Origin of the sequence: uncultured Alteromonas sp. (assembly GCF_963976965.1) — a bacterium.
GTDB classification, from domain to species: Bacteria; Pseudomonadota; Gammaproteobacteria; order Enterobacterales; family Alteromonadaceae; genus Alteromonas; species Alteromonas naphthalenivorans.
In genome coordinates this window covers 12,679-32,489 of the sequence record NZ_CAXBMP010000011.1, presented here as the reverse complement: position 1 = coordinate 32,489, position 19,811 = coordinate 12,679, and the positions used below count along the sequence as shown (strand labels likewise).

Below are 19,811 nucleotides of genomic sequence, written 5' to 3'. Positions count from 1 at the left end.
ATTTTGAGTTTAACCCTAGTTTACGTAAGTTTGTGCTCACCTTTCCAGAGATCTTTTAGAATTTCTCTTTCACGCACCACAATTGTTGCATCACCATCTACCATAATCTCTGCTGGACGGCAGCGGCTATTGTAGTTTGATGCCATTGCAAAGCCATACGCACCGGCGCTTCGCACTGCTAGTAGGTCAGTTGGTTCGATAGCAAGTTCACGGTCTTTACCGATGAAATCACCGGTTTCACATACCGGGCCTACCACATCGTAATTGCGTGCTGTAGCAGTACTTTCTTGTTTTACTGGGATGATATTCTGCCATGCAGAGTAAAGTGCAGGTCGAAGCAGGTCATTCATAGCGGCATCAACAATAGCGAAGCTTTTCTCTTCACCTTCTTTGATAAACTCAACCTCAGTGACTAAAATACCCGCGTTTGCGGCAATAGCGCGGCCTGGCTCTAAAATGAGTTTAAGGTTCTCTCGACCCACCATTTTTTCTGCCATCGCTGCAGCGTAAGCTTTTGGATGCGGCGGTTCTTCGTCGTTATAAGTCACACCTAAGCCACCACCAACATCTAAGTGATCAATGGTTATACCGCGCTCGGCTAATTCATCAATAAGCAGCAACAAACGCTCTAGTGCATCGACAAAGGGGCCAATTTCAGTCAATTGCGAACCAATGTGGCAGTCCATACCCACTACGTTCAAGTAAGGAAGTGATGCGGCTAGCTCGTAGGTTTGCAACGCGCGTTCACGGGCGATACCAAATTTGTTTGCCTTCAATCCTGTTGAAATATAGGGGTGCGTTTTTGCATCTACGTCAGGGTTGATGCGAAGCGAAATAGGCGCCTTTTTGCCAAGGGATTCTGCTACCGCGTTAATGCGATGCAATTCAGGCTCAGACTCTACGTTAAAGCACATAATGCCTTGCTCTAACGCATAACGTATTTCGTCTGCTTTTTTACCTACACCTGAAAATACCACTTTGCTGGCATCGCCACCGGCTTCAATAACACGTGCTAATTCACCACCAGAAACAATGTCAAAACCAGAGCCAATTTTGGCTAGTGTACTGAGTACACCTAGATTTGAATTGGCCTTTACTGCATAACAGATAAGGTGAGGGTGCTCACCAATAGCATCATTAAAGGCATGCCAATGACGTTCTAAAGTTGCCCGTGAATATACATAAACAGGGGTTTGGTACTGTGCAGCAATATCTGCAACGGCTACATCTTCAGCGAAAAGCTGGCCGTTTTTATAAGCGAAAAAATCCACTAGTGAGATTCTCCTGGTGTGGAGGCGGGTTGGCTTTGCGTGTTTGGTGAAGACGCTGTTTCGTCTGGCTTTTCAGTAGGCGTCGTTTGTTCTGGCGCTTGTGGAATATACAGCGCCCCTTTATAACCACAACCACTAAGTAGAATGGCTGTGAATGTAACTAAAACCCACTTCTTAAGCACGAAAAATCCCGCGAATACGACAATAAATGCCGTTATCATCGCATTGCGTGATTAAAATGCAAGAGACAATAAGCGTTCTTGTGTTTTATCGCCGTAGCGAACCTCTTTCCACAGCGAATTACATAGGCTTTGCGTGTCTTGCAAGTCACCTTTTTTCAGCCAATCAATTAATGTATTAGGGTCGTCGGGGAATTGAATAGCTTCTATGTCTGCTGTTTCTAGCCACTCTTCAACAATATCCGTATCCAGTTGAAATAGGGTGTGGCAAAGGTCAAGCTTATTAAGGGTGAGTACATTTGATAGCTGCTCAAATTGGCCATGAAGAGGCTTGATAAGTAGCTTCTTGCCTAGCTGTAAGGCTTCGCTTGAAAGTTCAAAACCTCCGTTCGCAATAACGCCATTACAATGCTGTAGCGCACGCTGGAAATGCTGTTTTGACGTAGGGTTCCACTGAATGTGTCCCGCGTCTTTAATTTCGCTAATATCGGGGTGGAAGCACTGAAATTTTTGGTCGCTTAAAGGCTCCAGCATTTGTTGAACGTCGCTAACATCTTCAAATGGTAAGTAAACCAACACATGACCCTTACCCGGTACTGATAGCGGTTTCTCTGCCACAAAAGGCGGAATGATCGGTTGATTAAAGTGAAACCAATGGACACCTAATTGAAGGTCGGTAGGGGCGAATTTTTTCATTAGCAGCCGATCAATAATGGTGTCGCCAGATTTTGGCACATCATAAGAAAATGCGGCTTGGTGGCTAATTGAAATTGACGGAATATGCTGACGCTTTGCCGCCCACGCTGTGACAGGCTCAAAGTCGTTAACGAGAAGATCGTATCCGCTTGCATCAAAACGTTTCACGTCTTTTAGAAATTGACTGATATTAGCTTCTTTAATGGTTTGCCACCGGTCTACGCGGCCACTTTTAGTGATAAAGCTTAAGCCAGTGAAGGTGCGATAGTCGCCAAATACATCCATATCAAAATATTTATCGGGTTCACGACCTGTGAAAACAAAATCTACTTCAACATCTGAACGCTTGGCTAGTGCTGCCGCCATAATTCGTGCACGAGCAATGTGCCCGTTTCCGGTGCCTTGCACGCCATACAATAATTTCATGTTACCCCAGGATGGAAATACTCAACGATGCGATAGTGATACCAAGTAACATACCTGCGACTACATCTGATGGGTAGTGCACGCCTAGCAAGACGCGAGACAGGCCAATAAGGGCTGCCCAACTGTATGCCAGTACCGCGAATGGTGGATAGTAATGCGCTACAATACTTGCCATTAAGCAAGCCGCAGCAGTATGCCCAGAGGGCAGAGAGAATTTATCGGATGGCGTAACATGTGCTGTTAAATCCAATAGAAAATCACAAGGGCGCGGGCGCTTGAACATTTTCTTAAGCAGCACATAGATAGGTAATTCCAGCGCATATGCCATCAGCGCTGTGTAGAGGAAAAGTTCGCCATGCTCGGGTTCAAAAGCCCATAATAAGGCGCCAATGAACAAGTAAAGGTATCCATCTCCGGTTTTTGATAACCAGATGATACTGCGACAATCTCGTTTTACGGTAAGACTGTATAAGCGATAGAACAAATTTGTATCGTATTTGGTCAAGGATTTAAGAAGCATTAGCCTTGCCCCCTTTCGATTGATTATTGAACAATTTAAAAGCATTCTGTGACCAACCAGTGACAGAAAAAAGAAACCTTTATGACAGATGAAAAGGTTCGTTGGTCAGGCTGTTCTGCACGTATTAACTTCTATTAGGTGCGGTGTGCTAGCGAGTTAGTCTTTTATAAAAAGGTAAGCAAGTTACGTGCTAAGTAGGTGAAAATGTCTTTGCTAATAAGAGTGGCAGTCTATTTAGTGGAAAGGTTGTTGCTGTTTCCCTGAAACTTCATAAATCAGGCGTTTTCAACGACTAAATTAATGCTATGCTAGAACAAGGTAAATAACCTACTACTCTCAATTAAAGTAAGGTAGAGCAATGGATTACAACACTTCTGAATTGTGCGATTTATTTGCAGACAGCGTCGACGTAGTTGACCCTATCTTTGCAAGCTTTGGCGGCCGTTATTCTTTTGGTGGCGAAATCACCACGATTAAGTGTTTCGAAGACCGTGGTCTTATTGACCGTGTATTGGCTCAACCTGGTGCAGGTAAAGTACTGCTAATTGATGGTGGTGGTTCTACACGTCGTGCCTTATTCGATGCAGCCCTTGCTCAAGTAGCAATAGATAACGACTGGGAAGGCATTGTGTGCTACGGCAGTGTACGTGAAGTGGATAACTTGGCCGAAATGGATATTGGCGTATTAGCGGTGGCGGCAATACCTGTTAACGCTGAATGTGAAAGCATTGGCGATGTTGACGTACCGGTTAATTTTGGTGGCGTTACCTTTCTGCCAGAAGATCACCTTTATGCTGATAGCACGGGTGTTATTCTTTCACCTGAACCTCTCGATATCGACTAAGCTTTGATACTAGCTTCTTAGCGACGTTTGAGAATTATTGCTTAAATACGCAGGTTTAAGACAACAAAAAGCGGAGACAGCTGAATAAAGTGCCTCCGCTTTTTTGTGCTCAGGATTCAGCAACTACCAATAGCCGCTAGCAGAACCCTCTGCGGTATGTATTGGTAATTACTTATCAAACGTTTCGTTTAAGTACATGGCAAGTCGAATACCAGCCATTTGTAAACGCTGATTAGCCGTTGGAAGATGCTGATATAAGTAGTCATAACTCATGTTGTTGGCATCTTCAGGGTAGACTTCATCACGGAGTTTAGTGCTTTCTTCAATCCACACTAACGGATCTGTGGTTGCCCAGCTACGAATGTCATCCGGTGTAATGTGTTCTGTAAGCCATGTTGTCCATTCTGTATAAGACAGCTTACGTTGCTCTAGCATTTGAGAGTCCCACACCCGATGTAAATTAGAGTTCTGCCAAAAGAAATTTACTTTTACATCGTTACCGCCGCGATCGCTGCCATCACCCGCATGCAGCGGTTGGTGCAAATCACCAATAATGTGCACTATAAAACGTAGCGCTAAGCGTTTTTCTTCAATAGTGGCCGAATCGCTTTTTAAGGTTTTTGTATAGGCTTCAAGTGCGGTAACGGCATCACCTTGTCTAGGCGCACCAACTTCAGCATAGTTTTTCCCTTGAGGCACTGTTACATAGTGCCAATGGGTAGACATCTTTTGCCAAAACTCACTTGGGTTTGAGCGCATTTCATCTGCATAAGTTGATGCTTCTGCTAGCGAACTGTTTGGTAATAGTTCTGCTACAGCAGCTTGAGACAAGGGGCTTAAATACTGCTGCGCAATAGCGCCAGTAACCCGATGGCCTGTTTGGCCCCAGCCAAACGCTGGCGACGAAACAAATAACGTAATAAGTGAGCTTAGCGCAACGGCGAAAGTCCTATTTCTCAACGCTGTCATTAATTTTCCTTTGTTCTATTTTTAAATTTTGCAAATCGCTATTTCTAGCGGCTGTTTCTATTAGCAATGTACTATTAGCTAAGCGTTACCACTATGTTTAGCGGTTTCATAACCCCAGCGTGCCACTAAAGATTGTTCAACGCCGAGATGATCAAGAATACGCGCCACAACAAAGTCGACCAAATCTTCGATGGTCTTAGGATTATGGTAAAAACCAGGTGCCGCTGGCATTATTGTCGCACCCATTTGTGACAATTTAAGCATATTTTCCAAATGGATTGAGGAAAGGGGCATTTCTCGTGGTACCAGAATAAGCTGTCCTCTTTCTTTTAATACTACATCGGCTGCCCGTTCTATCAAATTGTCGCTAGCACCAACGGCGATAGACGAAAGGGTGCCCGTAGAGCAAGGGCATACTACCATTTTGGCCGGTGCTGCTGAACCTGATGCAACAGGTGAAAACCACTCTTCTTTTCCAAATACTTGCACTTGACCAGGCTTGCCGCCGCAGTGCTCAATGAAAAAAGCACTGGCGTCTTCAGGCCTCGCGGGAATTTTTATATTTTCTTCTGTAGCCATCACCACTTTAGCGGCAGAAGAAATAAGCACATACACTTGGTAGTCAGCTTTAACTAACGACGTTAATAGTGATAGTGCGTATGGTGTGCCGGAAGCACCCGTAATAGCTAGGGTAATTTGCTTATCATGTTTCATTTTTCTACCTCGATTGACGGGGTAAGTACGCGTAAAACACGGTTGTGGATGCCTTCAAAACCACCATTACTCATAATAAGAATATGATCGCCAGGGCGCACTTCGCTTTGCAATACTTTTACAATGTTTTCAACATCATTGAATACGGTGGTGGGCGCTGGGCTAGCAGCTGCTGCTTCCTTTAGCGACCAGTCTAGCCCTTGAGGTTCATACACATAAACTGCATCGGCGGCCTGCCAAGAGTGAGCAAGGGTATTCTTATGCACCCCCATTTTCATGGTGTTCGAACGAGGCTCCAGCACAGCCAGTATGCGGGCATTACCTACTTTCTTGCGAAGTCCATCAATAGTGGTGGCAATGGCGGTGGGGTGATGAGCAAAATCATCATAAACCGTCACGGGTTTACCTTCAGCTGCGAGTGTCACTACGCCTTTTATTTCCATGCGGCGCTTAACATTTTTAAAACTTGATAGCGCGGCAATGGCATCGTGGAGGGTAACACCGGCATGATGAGCCGCAGCAATGGCCATGAGTGCGTTATCCACATTGTGCTGGCCAAGCAGTTCCCACTGTACTGCGCCAACAATCTCATTGTTAAATAGCACGTTAAACTGGCTACCATCTTTATTGATAAGTTCTGCGGACCATTCTTTGCCTAGACATTGGCGTGGCGTCCAACAACCTTTTTTAAGGGTTTCCTCAATAGCGGGCGTGTGGTTGGGCGTAAGAATCAGGCCATTTTCTGGCACCATGCGCACAAGGTGGTGAAACTGGGTTTGAATGGCGGCTAAGTCGGCGAAGATGTCAGCATGATCAAACTCTAAGTTATTAATCACCAGCGTTTTAGGTCGGTAATGCACAAACTTAGAGCGCTTATCGAAAAAGGCGCTGTCGTATTCGTCTGCTTCAATGACAAAAAACGGGCTTTCTCCAATACGGGCAGACACACCAAAGTTTTCAGGCACACCACCAATAAGGTAGCCGGGGTTTAATTCGCTGTACTCTAAAATCCACGCCACCATGCTGCTGGTCGTGGTTTTGCCGTGGGTTCCTGATACACCAATGACCCATCTATCTTTTAATAAGTTATCAAGCAACCATTGCGGGCCACTGGTATATGGCAAGTTTCTGTTTAGCACGTACTCAACCGCCGAGTTGCCACGAGACATCGCATTTCCAATAATGACCATATCTGGAGTTGGATCGAATTGGTCAGTATTAAAGCCTTCGGTAAGTTCTATACCAAGAGCTTCAAGTTGGGTACTCATGGGCGGATACACGTTGGTATCTGAGCCTGTGACCTTATGGCCCAAGGCTTTCGCAATGGCTGCGATGCCACCCATAAAGCTACCGCAAATACCTAGAATATGTAAATGCATAGCGAATTCTCATTTTTTACTGCATTGAATACTGGCTACTTTATCAGAACAGCAGCAGGTTAAATAATGCATTTTTACGCATAATGCCTGCTTTCACTGGTATGTTGTGTAGATTGCCTGCGCTTGGCTTATTCCACTTCGGTGCATTCACGGTTACAATCAAATTAACGAGCATATAAAGCAGTGCTTGTTGGTAATGTGAGAGAAAGCCGGTAAGGAAAGCTGTGCGCCTCCCATTGTCATACCCTACACACTAAAAAAAGGCTTAACTAAGATGAGACGTTTAAATTCCCAGTTGCAAGAAGATGGTGCCCCGTTAGAGCTGATCCTGCTCATAAGAACCTTGTTAGCGAGCTGTAAAGAAATTTCATTCCGAGTGAGTCAAGGTGCCCTTGCTGGCGTATTGGGTTCTACCTTGTCAGAAAACGTACAAGGTGAAACGCAAAAGAAGTTAGATGTAATTTCTAATCACATCATTAAAGATACGCTTCGTGAGTCGGGCTATGTAAAAGCCATTTCTTCAGAAGAAGAAGACGATGTTGTACCGTGCAACCCAGATGGTAATTATTTGGTGAGCTTCGATCCACTAGACGGCTCATCGAACACCGAAATTAACAGCTTAATTGGTACTATCTTCTCAATTACCCACGCCCCTCAGTGGATGGAGCCTGATGATCCATCAGCATTTCTTCAGCCAGGTACACAAATTGTGGCAGCAGGTTACGTACTTTATGGTCCGTCTACCATGCTTGCATTAACCACTGGCCGCGGCACTCATATTTATACATTAGATAAGACCCACGGTGGTTTCTTACTTACTCACCCTAATATTCAGGTGCCAGAGCAAACCACTGAATACTCGATTAACGCGTCAAATCAGCGTCACTGGGAACCGGCTATGCAAGCCTATATTGCTGACCTAATTGCAGGTAAAGATGGCCCTCGTGAGAAAAATTTCAACATGCGTTGGGTAGCAGCCATGGTCGGTGATATTCATCGTTTATTATGTCGCGGCGGTATTTTCATGTACCCCTACGATAAACGTGACCCATCTAAGCCAGGTAAATTGCGCTTACTGTATGAAGCAAACCCCATGGCCTTTTTGATGGAACAAGCCGGTGGTAAAGCGGAAACCGGTGCAGGGCGAATTCTTGAAGTCATGCCGGAAGAAATACATCAGCGCGTACCATGTATTATTGGTTCTAAAGAAGAAGTTGAAACCTGTTTAAGCTATTACGGTAAAAGTGAATAGAAATATTGCTAAATAAAGGCGGTTTTGCGTGTGATTAGCGCTAAACCGTTTTTATTTTGCCGCCGTCACCGTATACTTAGCGCCACATTTTTTAAAACATCATTGAAAGGACCTTAGAATGAGCTTGAATGATATTCCTGCGGGCAAGAACTTGCCTGAAGAAGTGAATGTAGTTATCGAAATTCCAGCACACGCTGACCCGGTAAAATACGAAGTAGACAAAGACTCAGGCGCTATGTTTGTTGACCGTTTCATGGCAACTTGCATGCACTACCCAACTAACTACGGTTATGTGCCTAACACCTTGTCTGAAGACGGTGACCCAGTTGACGTATTGGTAATGACGCCGTTCCCACTATTAGCGGGTTCAGTAATTCGTTGTCGTCCAATTGGTGTTTTGAACATGACTGATGAGTCAGGTAAAGACGCTAAAGTATTGGCAGTGCCAATCGACAAGCTTTCTACTATTTACCGTAAAGTGCAAGAAACTGAAGACGCACCTGAGTTGCTATTACAGCAAATCGAGCACTTCTTCTCTCATTACAAAGATCTTGAACCTGGTAAGTGGGTTAAGATTGACGGCTGGGCTGGCTCAGCAGCAGCGAAAGAAGAAATTGTCGCAAGCGTTAAGCGTTTCGAAGCAGAATAATTCACGCTGCTTACAAGACATGCTAAAAAGGGTCGGTGCTGGTAAGTACCGGCCCTTTTTATTTTAAGAGCGACCTTTTTATTTAAGTGAGTGTTATGTTGAAAGTCATGGGAAAGGCATTGGGTTTAGCCTTAGTCATATTACTTCCGGCGTTCTCAGCGTTTAGCGACGAAGAGCCTATTGAAGTGTATTGGGAAGATTTGGTACCAGAAGGGTTTAATGAACTTGCGCCTCCCGCCGTTCAGCACAATGGTGAAATGTCACAGTTGCAGCCAGATGCCCCAGTAGTTGATAAATTTGATGGTAAGCGGATAAAAATTCCTGGCTTTGTGGTGCCCCTTGAAGGCACGCCTGAACTCACAACTGAATTTTTACTCGTGCCTTACTTTGGCGCTTGTATTCATGTACCGCCGCCTGCGTCGAATCAAATTGTGTACGTGACGTTTGAAGAGGGTATTCCTCTTGATAATATTTACGACGCGATATGGGTAACTGGCGAACTTACCACTGAAGGGTGGAAAGGTGATATCGCGTCGGTAGGGTATCGACTTAAAGGTATCGCGGTAAGTGCTTTTTAGGCCAGCGTAAGCGTTTAGGCGGGCCCAAGCACTTTTTATAGGCAGGGAAGCTCCTCATAGACTAAGAAGCTCCTTATAGGCAAAAAATATGGTCTAGCCTTGTGGTGTATAGATCTGTTCTGCGCGATTGAACAGCAGCCACGAGGTTAGAATGTACTTGTCGTTGCTTTTAGGTATTTGCCCACGGTGAGTATGGGTAAAATAAGCAGGGGCAATCACCATTCTGCCCGCTTTAGGCTTTACGGCTTTATCTTGATAATAAAATTCGGTTTCCCCACCATCTTCCACATCATTCAAATAAAACATAAACAGTAATACGCGATGCAAAGCTTCATTATGAGGTGCTTGCGGATAAACCTCTGAATGCCAGTAAGGATAACCGCCATTACCTGCACTGTAGCGTTGTGCGTTAATGTCGCCAATACGAAAAAGATAATTAACCAAGTTATGAAGGTTAGGTTTACCTACTTCTTCAAAGTTTTCACCGGTTAGTTTAACAGGCTCGCCGGTTTTTGGATGGCGAACGGTCAACCCTATTGGGCCTACCAACGCGTAATAATATTTCTCTATATACTTCACCAATTGCTCGCCTGTTAACTGCATGACCTGCTTAAACAAGTCAGCAAACTCAGGCTGTTGAGAAATAGATACATCAACACTACGCTTCTTATCTAAATCCACACCGCCGCCGGTTTTACCTTGAGTGAGGTTGGGGCTTTTTTCAAAGCGCGCGATGAGTTGGGTACACAATTCGGGAGATAAAACATCATCAATAACGTCAATTAAATCAGCCATTAGGTAGTGCCTTAAAGTGTGCCTGTAATGTCGCTTTTATATCGTCAGGGATAGGCGCCGAGCGCTGCTGCTGATAATCGAAATGTACCATAGTGGTAATGCCCGTTGAGCACAGATTCCCGTCTTGCCAAAGCTCTTGATACACATCGAACGCACTGTTCCCTAAACGACTGATAAACGTTTTTACGGTAACGGTTTTTCCGTAAAAAATTTGCGCAAGAAAATCGACTTTGTAGCTTGCTAAAATAAGCGGCCAGTTCTGTAAATCCATCGTCGGCGTAAATATTCTGAAGATAGGATCCCGCGCCGCTTCAAACCAGCTGACTAATGCGGTATTACTTACGTGTTGCAGGGCATCGGTCTCACAAAACCTAACTTCGAATGACATTTCCATAGGAATGATTTCTGATGGAGTGGCTACTGACATATTGCCTCTTATTTTTATCGTGATGTGTCCTCACTTTATCACGCTATATTGGGTTTTTCAGTAATCTGGCTCAACCTGAGCGGCCATTGGAAACGAAATTAAGATGAAAAGTGATTCCAGCGTGGTTTTAAATTACAATCTGCGCCAAATTTCTGATTAAACAATAATTATGACTGCAATTGGGATTGATTACGGTACCTCAAATTCTGAGGTGGTGTACTTTGATGGCGCTACCCATAGACATATAAAGCTCGACCCGTCACTTGAACAGGGTAATAAAATTCGCTCGTCTGTATTTATATACTTTGAGGATGAACTGCCGCCTCCGCCCGATGCCATGGTGGAAGCTAAAGTGTCGCAGTTGCAGCGTTTAATCAACGAGCAAATAGACAAAGCCAAGCAGGGCTATTACGACGCTAAAGACCCTAAAGAGCAGTCGCGCTATAGCAACCGCATTGAATCGCTTCGTGGTGAATACCATAACCGACCAGCGTTGCAACGAAAGGCCATTCAGCAACTTATGCATGCTATGTCGCTGGAAGAAATTCCATTATTGCGACTAGTAGAACACGGTAAGTTTGCCTTCGGTGAAGAAGGGTTTAAGCGCTTTTTAAAAATGCCTGATAAAGGCCGCCTAATTTACTCACCTAAAAACTTCTTAGGTGCATCTTTAGATGGTGACCAGAAAAAGGCATTTATTGGCATTATTGCCAAACAGCTAGCCTACTTTAAACAGTGTGCCGAAACCCAATTAGAAAAGCCTGTTTCATCGGTAGTTATAGGTCGCCCGGTTAAGTTTCACGGTACCCGTGGTGAAGTAGGCAATACCCAAGCCATTCAGATTATGACTGAAGCTGCATCTAACGCCGGCTTTAGTAAAATTAACTTTTTGGATGAGCCCATTGCGGCGGCGTATAAAATTGAGCAGACATTACCCCGCGATACCACCGCGCTTATTGTGGATATTGGCGGTGGTACCACAGACATCTGTTGTATTAATCTTTCGCCTGAACGCAATAACCAACTGGATAGAAAGCAAGATGTGCTATCGGTAACGGGAAGACGCTTAGGCGGCATGGATTGTGATAAGAGTTTGTTGCTGAAAGTGGTTGCGCCTGAAATGGGAATGGGGCTTAAAATGATTAATGGCCTGCCTATTCCCCCTACTTATTATTCAGATATGTGTGCGGTTGATAATATCCCTGCACTTACTCGGTTCTTCTCTGATGATTACGGCCTAGAGATTTCTCAAACCATGTCAGTAACCAAGCACCCAGAACAATTAGAGCGTTTACTGCTAGTACAAGAAAACAAATTGTCGGCGCGGGTGGTTAACTCGGTGAGAATGGCAAAAGAACTGCTTTCTAGCAAAGACAAGATCACCTTACCGCTACATTACATTGAAGATGATTTTGATGTAAACATTAGTACCGAAGACCTAAAAAGCGCATTAAAGCCGTGGTTAAGTAAGGTAAAAGCGTTAGTGGTGGAGTGTTTAGAGAAAAGCAGCGCGGCACCCGAGGTAGTAATGGTTACCGGTGGTATGAGCTTATCGCCTATTATTATCGACGCACTGTATGAAGAGCTACTGACCGGATTGCCTCGGTTAGAGAACGATGCGTTTAACTCGGTGTGCGAAGGCTTGGCTATTCAGGCATTTAAGTTTTAAAGCGTGGTCAGTTAAGTACCTAAGTATTTAACCGAACTACATAAGAAACTACATAAAAAACGCGCCGAAATGGCGCGTTTTTTTGTTTTGATACTAAGCCTTTATGCTCGTAAGCTTAGGCTTGTGCTTCAAGCATCGGCTTTAAGAAGCGGCCGGTATGAGACACTGTAGATTCAGCCACCAACTCAGGCGTACCTTCAGCAATAATTTGACCACCACCTGAACCACCTTCTGGGCCCAAATCGATGATCCAGTCGGCAGTTTTAATCACATCAAGATTGTGCTCAATAACTACCACTGTGTTGCCATGGTCACGGAGTCGGTGCAGTACGGCGAGTAACTGTTTGATATCGTGGAAGTGAAGCCCAGTGGTGGGTTCATCCAAAATATACAGCGTTTGGCCGGTATCGCGTTTCGACAATTCCTTGGCTAACTTAACCCGCTGTGCTTCACCGCCTGATAACGTCGTGGCTGCTTGCCCTAAACGAATATAAGCCAAACCTACTTCTTTTAAGGTTTGCAGTTTGCGGGCAATGGCCGGAATGGGGTCGAAGAAATCTCGAGCATCTTCTACCGTCATTTCTAGCACTTCATGAATGTTTTTGTCTTTGTATTTTACTTCTAAGGTTTCACGGTTGTAGCGTTTACCCATACAAACGTCGCAGGGCACGTACACATCAGGCAAGAAGTGCATTTCTACTTTAATCACACCGTCGCCCTGACACGCTTCACAACGACCGCCTTTCACGTTGAAACTAAAGCGTCCTGGCTTGTAACCGCGAGAGCGCGCTTCCTGCGTTCCGGCGAATATTTCACGAATAGGCGTGAAAATTCCAGCGTAAGTTGCAGGGTTAGAACGGGGCGTTCTGCCAATAGGGCTTTGGTCAATATCGACCACTTTATCGAGCTGATCTAACCCTGTCATTGAGGTATAAGGGGCAGGCTCAGAAGTAGTGGCTTTGTTTAATTCGCAGTGGGCGATTTTATAGAACGTATCGTTAATAAGGGTCGATTTACCTGAACCAGAAACCCCGGTTACGCAGGTCATCACGCCCATAGGCACTCGCAAGTCTACCGACTTCAAGTTGTTACCTGTGGCGCCTTTTAATTCCAACCATTTATCATCTTTAATGGGGGTGCGAACTTCAGGTATAACTATTTTTTCACGGCCAGATAAGTACTTTCCAGTAAGTGAGTCTTCACTTGCTAGAATGTCTTCAAGCTGACCTTCGGCAATAATCTCTCCGCCATGTACACCGGCTCCAGGGCCAATATCCACGATATAATCGGCTTCACGAATGGCGTCTTCATCATGCTCAACCACCAATACCGTGTTACCTAAATCACGCAAGTGTCTTAGGGTTTTCAATAAGCGTTCGTTGTCTCTTTGGTGAAGCCCAATAGAGGGTTCATCAAGAACATACATTACGCCAACTAGCCCAGCACCAATTTGGCTAGCAAGGCGAATACGCTGTGCTTCACCGCCTGACAAAGTATCGGCGCTGCGCGAAAGGGATAAGTAGTTCAAACCAACGTTAACCAAAAAGCGTAAACGGTCGAGAATTTCTTTTAGAATTTTCTCTGCAATTTGCGCTTTCTGGCCTGTTAGCGATAAATTTTCGAAAAAATCATAGGCATCAGCAATCGATTTTTCTGCAATGGTGGGCAGAGTCGTGCCTTCAATAAACACATTACGGGCTTCTACACGCAGGCGTGTGCCGTTACAGCTGCTGCAATGCTGCTGGCTTAGATATTTAGCAAGCTCTTCACGCACCGCGTTAGACTCAGTTTCCCGATAGCGGCGCTCCATATTCGGAATAATGCCTTCAAACGGGTGCTTACGCTCCATCACATCGCCGCGTTCGTTAATGTATTTAAACGCTAACGACTTACCTTTAGAGCCATACAACACGATGTCTTTGTGCTTATCGTCTAACTCGCCAAAGGGGCCTGTAAGGTCGAATTCGTAATGGTCGGCAACCGATTGCAGCATCTGGAAATAGTAATAGCTACGTTTGTCCCAACCACGAACCGCACCGCCTGCAAGACTTAACTCGTCGTTACCCACCACACGTGTTGGGTCGAAAAACTGTCTTGTGCCTAAACCATCACAGGTTGGGCACGCCCCGGCAGGGTTGTTGAACGAGAACAATCTAGGCTCTAATTCACTAATACTGTAACCACAGTGTGGGCAGGCGAAGTTAGCTGAAAATACAATTTCTTCAGCATCGCTATTGTCCATGTCGGCTACAAGCGCATTCCCACCAGCCAACGCTAATGCGGTTTCAAATGATTCAGATAAACGCAATGCAAGGTCGTCACGCACTTTAAAGCGGTCTACTACCACTTCGATAGTATGCTTTTTATGTAAATCTAACGGCGGTGGATCGGACAGGTCACATACATCGCCATCTATTCGCGCTCGAATAAAACCTTGGGCAGACAAATTCTGCAGGGTTTTTAAATGTTCACCTTTACGTTCTTTCACGATAGGCGCCAGCAGCATTAACTTGCTGCCTTCTGGCATTGCCAGCACCTTATCTACCATCTGGCTCACGGTTTGTGCGTCTAGCGGCACATCGTGGTCAGGGCATCGTGGCGTGCCAACACGGGCAAACATCAAACGAAGGTAATCGTAAATTTCGGTAATAGTACCCACAGTAGAACGCGGGTTATGCGACGTTGATTTTTGCTCAATGGATATAGCTGGCGACAAACCTTCTATATGATCAACATCAGGTTTTTCCATCATAGACAAAAACTGACGAGCATACGCAGACAACGACTCAACGTAACGACGTTGGCCTTCTGCGTATAGGGTATCGAATGCTAAAGACGATTTACCTGAGCCTGAAAGCCCAGTTATCACTACCAGCTTGTCTCGGGGCAGTGTTAAATCGATATTTTTCAAATTGTGGGTGCGAGCACCGCGTATCTCGATTTTATCCATTGAAGCCTAAGTGCGAAAAAAAGAATCAGTATGCCATAGTCGTCAAGCAAATTGATATTGCATTGCATGATCAAGTTATACTGATTGGCTATCAATGAGATCACCTTAAGATTACATTAATCGATTATTGCGAACGTGGGCAGCTTATCAATATATGCTACACTTCGCGCCCACACTATCTGTCAGACTGATTTAGAGGAACGGTACAGCTTTGAACGCTTTGGAATTGCGCGCCTCGCTAGCGCTTGCATCTGTTTATGTACTTCGCATGCTGGGATTATTTATGGTGATGCCGGTATTAGCCGTCGCTGCTATGGATTATTCAGATTACTCGCCTCTAATGGTGGGGTTAGCGGTGGGTGGATACGGTTTAACACAGGCTGCTTTGCAAATTCCAATGGGTATGATGTCTGATAAATGGGGTCGCAAGCCCGTTATTTTGTTCGGATTGGCTGTATTTGCGTTCGGTAGCTTCGTGGCGGCTAACGCTGATACCATAGCCTGGCTTATCGTTGGGCGTATATTGCAAGGAGCAGGCGCTATCGCTGGTGCGATTATGGCATTAGCCACCGACGTTAGCCGTGAAAGCCAGCGGGCAAAGGTATTGGCTATCATCGGTATTGCTATTGGTTTTTCTTTTTATATGGCTGTGTTGCTAGGGCCATTAATTGCTAACAATTGGGGTTTAGCTGGTATTTTCGCTATTACCGGTATGTTAGCTATTGTTTGTATGCCTCTAGTGCAATGGGTTGTGCCAAACGGTGAAATACTCAGTAGCGGCGATACGTTACCCCAAAAGGGTCAACTTAAACGCTTGGTGTTCTCTTCACAGCTTTGGCGTTTAAACGTCAGTGTGCTTATTTTGCACATGCTTATCACTTTGCTATTTGTACAACTTCCCTTAACGTTACTGCATTTCGACATGGCCCTTGATACCCATTGGACCGTGTATTTACCGGTATTAGGTATTTCTGTGGTGGGGCTAGTCATAATGATGGGAATGGCCCGAGGTCGCACGCCGAAATCCTTTCTATTTTTCGCCGTGGTGCTGATGGGCAGTGCGTTTGCAGCCCTTGCCATGAAAGACCATAGCTGGTGGGTAACTACAGCAGCTGTTGTACTGTTTTTCACTGGGTTTAACTATTTAGAAGCGAACTTTCCTTCTCTTGTTTCCAGTATCGCGCCAGCGGGTCAAAAAGGCACTGCCATGGGGATTTATGCTAGCTTCCAGTTCTTCGGCGCTTTTTTAGGTGGCATGTTATCTGGCTTTGTGACCGATATTTGGACACCTGATATTGCCTATATGATTGGGGCGGTAAGCACGTTGATTTGGCTGTATATTATTTGGGGGCTTAAGGAAGTAAGCCGCGTTAAGCGTGTCATGATGAACGGTAGCTTTACTGAACAGCAGCAAAACGCGTTAGAGAAAAATATTTCTTTGGTTCCAGGTGTTTTAGAGGTGACTTTAAATAGTCAAAATGGCACGGTATATTTAAAAGTAAATCGAGATTTCGATGCTACCCAAGCTAGAGCGGTAATTGATAGCGCTTAGTAGAAAACATATTGGCTTTCATTGCCTAGAATAACGAACGTAAGGAGTGCGACCGTGATAGATTTATCGTCTTTTAAAGGCATTATTTTTGATATGGATGGCACCCTAGTCGATTCAATGGGCAGACATATCAATGCGTGGCAAGTGACTTGTGAAGTATTCGGCTACCCTTTTGATGCCAATTACATCCACAGTTTAGGCGGCGTACCAACACTCGAGACCGTCGAGATGTTGAATGCTAAATACAATATACAAAACGATGTCGAAGAAGTGGCAGGTTTTAAAAAGCGTGCCTCAGAAAAGTTACCCGATATCCCTATGTTAATTCCAGATACCCTCGCCGTATTTAACCATTACATTAAAAGTCATCCAATTTCTGTGGGCACCGGCTCTGACAGACAACATGCTGAGTGGTTATTAAGTCATCATAATATTATCGATCAATTGAAAGTATTGGTCACCGCCGATGATGTCAAAAACGGCAAACCCCACCCAGAAACCTTCCTAATGGCTGCAGAAGCAATGCATGTTGCGCCAGAAGATTGTGTAGTATTTGAAGATACTGAAATGGGTCAACGGGCAGCGTTAGATGCAGGAATGACATGTGTTATGGTAAAAGACGGTAAGATAGTAAATTCATTGGTGTAAGCAAACACGTAGTCAACAAGGATTGTGATATGACATTTTCAAAAATATTCACTGTGGCTGTTATGTCATTGGGCTTGGCCGCCTGCGCGATTAATGTAACCCCAAGCGCTTTTTTTCATCAAGACAACCAAATAAAACCACTGACTACCACAAAGCTACATGCCGCCATCGAGCAAGACAAAACTTCAGCTGGGATTACTCGCGTAGAAATTGATAATGAGCAAGGCCTCACCTTAAGAGGTGTAGCGGTGTCGTATGCTGAACCTGTGGTGAATATTGTTTTTTACGCCGATAACCGTATGCCGGTGAGTGAAAACAACAGCGTGTTGCATCGCTTAGGTAAGATTCCAGCGAATATTCTTTGGATGGATTACCAAGGTGTGGGTGCCAGTGAGAAATCTGAAAAGCTCAGCATTAATGCGATTAAAGCCGATGCATTAACTGTTTTTGATTACGCCGAAGGTATATTCGATAAGTCACTGCCCACTATTGTGCATGGCAGAGGCGTGGGCAGCTATTTCGCAAGCTATGTGGCGGCAAACAAACCTATTGGCGGGCTAGTGCTCGATGGGGCGTTTAACGACATATCCGATCTTATTGCCAATATGGTGCCTGGGTTTTCTAATTCACTAACCAGCATGAAACTTCACCCTGAAGTACATTTAATGCAAATAGCGCCTATTTTGCGACATTACGAAGGCCCATTGTGGTTATTGGTAGGCGAGAAAGACGTCATCACCCCATTTGAAATCAGCAAGCAGTTATTAGCGACTGCCGCGAGTGATGCAAAGTACATTAGCGTGGTACCCGGTGCTACCCATAACGCCACGCTGAAACACGACTTTGCGATAGAAGAATATCAAAGGTTCATCAGCCATATAAGCCCGTAGAATCAAGGTTTATCACACTTTCAGACCTGTGGATAAAGTGTGGATCAAGTTGTTGGTAACTCCCTAAGTTTATAAATCTACTATAAGATCGTGATCTTCCTAGACTAACTGGTCAGATCACGTTAGCTCAATTAAATCAAGGGCTGTAGCAAGTTTATTTTAGATCGGTTGATAAGTAGATCTTTAGCGGTGTAAGGATCGCTAGTAGCAGGGGATTGGGGATAAATATTTTCGCTAACAGATCAAGCTCAGTAAGTTGTCAAGATCTATCATCCATGAAATTTTCTAACAGATAGTGTCTTACCTTCATAATTTTTACCTATTTATAAAGGTAAGAACCTAACCACATACCAAGTCAAGAAAACAGCGTGCTAGACCCGTACAACCGAGTCACGTTTAACGATAGTGGGCGTGTATTTAAAGGTGAGGCCTTCTTCAGGTTTAGCCCCAGCAGCGTATTTCAGTGCAAGTTCTGCCGCTTTTGCTGCCATCATTTCTATGGGGTAACGTAAGGTTGTCAATTTAGGGCGACAATATTTAGCTAACAACACATCATCATAGCCCATCACCGACACTTGCTCGGGTACGGCAATGCCATGGTCTTGTAACATGGTCATTGCCCCAGAGGCCATTGCATCGTTATAGGCAAGCACCGCAGTAAATTCAGCGCCAGTAGCGAGTAAGTTCTGCATGGCTAATTCACCACCTTCTTGATCTGGGGTCGCATACTCAATCATGCTTTCAGGTAAGGAAAGCTTGGCTGCTTCGACAGCGTTTACGATGCCTTCTAGTCTGTGGTTAGGATCATCAATGCGGTATTGGCTGCTAATGACCGCCAAATTCTTGTGTCCTTGATTGATAGCGTGTTCAGCCATCAGGCGTCCACCGGTTACGTTATCTAACCAAACGCAGCGATTAGCAATTTCAGGAATATAGCGGTTGATTAATACAAATCCAGGTACTTGCTTAGCAAAGTCGATAAGGGTTTTATCGTCTAACGCTTTACTGTGAACCACCATGGCTTCAACGCGGTGTTCCAACAAAATTTCGATGGCACGCAGTTCGGTTTCTTTTTCTATCGAGCCCGCACTTAACAGGATTTGAACGTTATTCTTGCGAGTAACGGTTTCAACACCATGGGCAAGCATAGCGAAAAAAGGGTCGTGAAGTTCAGCTAATACTACGCCTAGCGACGCACTGCGCTTAGTCACCAAAGCTCTGGCATTAGCATTGGGTCTATAACCCATTTCTTCCATGATGAGCTTAACCCGTTGACGAGTATCTTTGCCAACTTTAGGGCCGTTATTTATAACGCGTGAAACGGTTGCAAGCGATACACCTGCAGCCTGAGCAATGTCTTTAATCGTAGCCATACAAAAAAATTAGCAATTATTATTAGGTTA

General features: G+C 44.8%; 19 protein-coding genes. 8 read left to right on the top strand and 11 right to left on the bottom strand.

Annotated features, from left to right (window positions below; translation table 11 throughout):
- Nucleotides 1-20: 20 nt before the first annotated feature.
- Genes lysA through AAC006_RS10355 form a run of 4 tightly spaced genes read right to left on the bottom strand, consistent with a single transcriptional unit; the run spans nucleotide 21 to nucleotide 3,092 of the window.
- The gene (gene lysA, locus AAC006_RS10370; RefSeq protein WP_013785916.1) at nucleotides 21-1,271 is read right to left on the bottom strand and encodes a diaminopimelate decarboxylase; all 1,251 of its coding nucleotides are present in this window, start codon (nucleotides 1,269-1,271) and stop codon (nucleotides 21-23) included.
- Nucleotides 1,271-1,453, bottom strand: coding sequence for a lipoprotein (locus AAC006_RS10365; protein ID WP_256770312.1), 183 nt, complete (start codon nucleotides 1,451-1,453; stop codon nucleotides 1,271-1,273). Before AAC006_RS10365 ends, lysA begins: the two co-directional genes overlap by 1 nt.
- A 51-nt stretch (nucleotides 1,454-1,504) precedes the next feature.
- On the bottom strand, nucleotides 1,505-2,572 hold the full coding sequence (locus AAC006_RS10360) for an MJ1255/VC2487 family glycosyltransferase (protein ID WP_013785914.1): 1,068 nt from the start codon (nucleotides 2,570-2,572) through the stop codon (nucleotides 1,505-1,507).
- Nucleotide 2,573: 1 nt separating this feature from the next.
- A complete protein-coding gene (locus tag AAC006_RS10355; RefSeq protein ID WP_013785913.1) occupies nucleotides 2,574-3,092 on the bottom strand; it encodes a phosphatase PAP2 family protein in 519 nt (172 codons plus the stop codon).
- A gap of 358 nt (nucleotides 3,093-3,450) precedes the next feature.
- Between AAC006_RS10355 and rraA the strand changes: the two genes are divergently transcribed.
- The gene (rraA, locus tag AAC006_RS10350; protein WP_013785912.1) at nucleotides 3,451-3,936 is read left to right on the top strand and encodes a ribonuclease E activity regulator RraA; all 486 of its coding nucleotides are present in this window, start codon (nucleotides 3,451-3,453) and stop codon (nucleotides 3,934-3,936) included.
- A gap of 168 nt (nucleotides 3,937-4,104) precedes the next feature.
- Here the strand turns inward: rraA and AAC006_RS10345 are convergent, their stop codons facing one another.
- From AAC006_RS10345 to mpl, 3 genes are all read right to left on the bottom strand, one after another.
- Complete coding sequence (locus AAC006_RS10345; protein ID WP_126872648.1) at nucleotides 4,105-4,905, bottom strand: S1/P1 nuclease; 801 nt, start codon at nucleotides 4,903-4,905, stop codon at nucleotides 4,105-4,107.
- A 78-nt stretch (nucleotides 4,906-4,983) separates the two neighbouring features.
- Nucleotides 4,984-5,619 (bottom strand): flavin prenyltransferase UbiX, encoded by a 636-nt coding sequence (locus tag AAC006_RS10340; RefSeq protein ID WP_013785910.1) that lies wholly within the window; start codon nucleotides 5,617-5,619, stop codon nucleotides 4,984-4,986.
- A complete protein-coding gene (mpl, locus tag AAC006_RS10335; RefSeq protein WP_013785909.1) occupies nucleotides 5,616-6,998 on the bottom strand; it encodes a UDP-N-acetylmuramate:L-alanyl-gamma-D-glutamyl-meso-diaminopimelate ligase in 1,383 nt (460 codons plus the stop codon). Before mpl ends, AAC006_RS10340 begins: the two co-directional genes overlap by 4 nt.
- Before the next feature lie 274 nt (nucleotides 6,999-7,272).
- Here mpl and AAC006_RS10330 point away from each other — a divergent pair, with 274 nt between their 5' ends.
- From AAC006_RS10330 to AAC006_RS10320, 3 genes are all read left to right on the top strand, one after another.
- Nucleotides 7,273-8,250 carry a class 1 fructose-bisphosphatase gene (locus AAC006_RS10330; protein ID WP_013785908.1) on the top strand — a complete coding sequence of 326 codons (978 nt, stop codon included), beginning with the start codon at nucleotides 7,273-7,275 and terminating at the stop codon, nucleotides 8,248-8,250.
- A 118-nt stretch (nucleotides 8,251-8,368) separates the two neighbouring features.
- On the top strand, nucleotides 8,369-8,899 hold the full coding sequence (ppa, locus tag AAC006_RS10325) for an inorganic diphosphatase (RefSeq protein ID WP_013785907.1): 531 nt from the start codon (nucleotides 8,369-8,371) through the stop codon (nucleotides 8,897-8,899).
- Nucleotides 8,900-8,994: 95 nt separating this feature from the next.
- The gene (locus AAC006_RS10320; RefSeq protein WP_339891266.1) at nucleotides 8,995-9,477 is read left to right on the top strand and encodes a DUF3299 domain-containing protein; all 483 of its coding nucleotides are present in this window, start codon (nucleotides 8,995-8,997) and stop codon (nucleotides 9,475-9,477) included.
- Between the two features lie 93 nt (nucleotides 9,478-9,570).
- Here AAC006_RS10320 and AAC006_RS10315 read toward each other — a convergent pair whose 3' ends face one another.
- Nucleotides 9,571-10,272, bottom strand: coding sequence for a 2OG-Fe(II) oxygenase (locus tag AAC006_RS10315; protein ID WP_013785905.1), 702 nt, complete (start codon nucleotides 10,270-10,272; stop codon nucleotides 9,571-9,573).
- Entirely contained in the window at nucleotides 10,265-10,699 is a 435-nt protein-coding gene (locus AAC006_RS10310) for a thioesterase family protein (protein ID WP_013785904.1), read from the bottom strand. Before AAC006_RS10310 ends, AAC006_RS10315 begins: the two co-directional genes overlap by 8 nt.
- Nucleotides 10,700-10,868: 169 nt before the next feature.
- On the opposite strand from AAC006_RS10310, the gene AAC006_RS10305 reads away from it, so the two are divergent.
- Nucleotides 10,869-12,368: an Hsp70 family protein gene (locus tag AAC006_RS10305; RefSeq protein WP_013785903.1), complete on the top strand. Its 1,500-nt coding sequence runs from the start codon at nucleotides 10,869-10,871 to the stop codon at nucleotides 12,366-12,368.
- A gap of 115 nt (nucleotides 12,369-12,483) precedes the next feature.
- Here the strand turns inward: AAC006_RS10305 and uvrA are convergent, their stop codons facing one another.
- On the bottom strand, nucleotides 12,484-15,318 hold the full coding sequence (uvrA, locus tag AAC006_RS10300; RefSeq protein ID WP_013785902.1) for an excinuclease ABC subunit UvrA: 2,835 nt from the start codon (nucleotides 15,316-15,318) through the stop codon (nucleotides 12,484-12,486).
- Between the two features lie 211 nt (nucleotides 15,319-15,529).
- Between uvrA and AAC006_RS10295 the strand changes: the two genes are divergently transcribed.
- The 3 genes from AAC006_RS10295 to AAC006_RS10285 are packed head-to-tail and all read left to right on the top strand — an operon-like array spanning nucleotide 15,530 to nucleotide 18,408.
- The gene (locus AAC006_RS10295; RefSeq protein ID WP_338454657.1) at nucleotides 15,530-16,870 is read left to right on the top strand and encodes an MFS transporter; all 1,341 of its coding nucleotides are present in this window, start codon (nucleotides 15,530-15,532) and stop codon (nucleotides 16,868-16,870) included.
- Nucleotides 16,871-16,924: 54 nt separating this feature from the next.
- Nucleotides 16,925-17,518, top strand: coding sequence for a beta-phosphoglucomutase family hydrolase (locus AAC006_RS10290; protein WP_013785900.1), 594 nt, complete (start codon nucleotides 16,925-16,927; stop codon nucleotides 17,516-17,518).
- Nucleotides 17,519-17,547: 29 nt separating this feature from the next.
- Nucleotides 17,548-18,408, top strand: coding sequence for an alpha/beta hydrolase (locus AAC006_RS10285; protein WP_013785899.1), 861 nt, complete (start codon nucleotides 17,548-17,550; stop codon nucleotides 18,406-18,408).
- A gap of 371 nt (nucleotides 18,409-18,779) precedes the next feature.
- Here AAC006_RS10285 and AAC006_RS10280 read toward each other — a convergent pair whose 3' ends face one another.
- Nucleotides 18,780-19,781 (bottom strand): LacI family DNA-binding transcriptional regulator, encoded by a 1,002-nt coding sequence (locus AAC006_RS10280; RefSeq protein WP_013785898.1) that lies wholly within the window; start codon nucleotides 19,779-19,781, stop codon nucleotides 18,780-18,782.
- Between the last annotated feature and the right edge of the window lie 30 nt (nucleotides 19,782-19,811).